Origin of the sequence: Mesorhizobium kowhaii, from assembly GCF_042431665.1 — a bacterium.
GTDB lineage: Bacteria > Pseudomonadota > Alphaproteobacteria > Rhizobiales > Rhizobiaceae > Mesorhizobium > Mesorhizobium kowhaii.
In genome coordinates, this window is the sequence record NZ_JBHLYT010000168.1 from 1 (window position 1) to 677 (window position 677).

Here is a 677-nt window from a genome sequence, read left to right on the forward strand (position 1 = left end):
CACCGGGTCACCGGAGGCGGTCGCCCGCCCCCGGTTCCCACAGAACGTGGCGTGCGGATTTCCCGCACCGACGCTCTTCGACAGTTGGTTCACAGCACTGCAAGCGCCTGCATCTCCCGATAAGGGAGGCGCAGCTTAGGCTTCAGCAACGGTGTCCGTTCTTTGATTTGGTTGAATGCGTCCCAAGTGAGGCGTCGGCCTGCCCAGCTGCGGCTGCGCAGCATTCCGCGCCAGTAACGCTCCACGGCTCGATAAACTTTTACGAGGCTCCGGAGATTTCCGGCGACGCCGTAATAGCCATAGTGGCCGCGCAGGACGACGTTGATTTCACCGGCCTGGTCACTGATCTTGTAATGCCGTATTCGCCGCATGAGCTCCTGCAGAGACATAAGGCTGCGCTTTAGCCGAGATTTCTCGGTGCGCATCCCAACCTTGAAGTTGGCTCTTTGGTTTCGCGTGCAATAGAGCGTTAGACCCAGAAAGTAGATTGTTTCCGGGCGGTTTCTGCCGCGTTTGCCCGCGTGTCTTTGCGCGAACCGACCAAACTCGACCAACTTGGTCTTGGTCGGCTCTAGAGTGAGGCCGAACTTCCCCAACCGAAGACGCAAGGCCTCCTGTACGCGGATGGCGTCCGATCGATATTGGAAGCAGATCACAAAGTCGTCGATATAGCGCAC

At 58.5% G+C, this 677-nt stretch carries 1 protein-coding gene; it reads right to left on the reverse strand.

All coding sequences use genetic code 11. The annotated features are described in order from the left end of the window. Positions 1-89: 89 nt before the first annotated feature. The coding region (locus ACFFNA_RS36860) for an RNA-dependent RNA polymerase family protein (RefSeq protein ID WP_514132026.1) at positions 90-677 on the reverse strand (588 nt) is incomplete at its 5' end.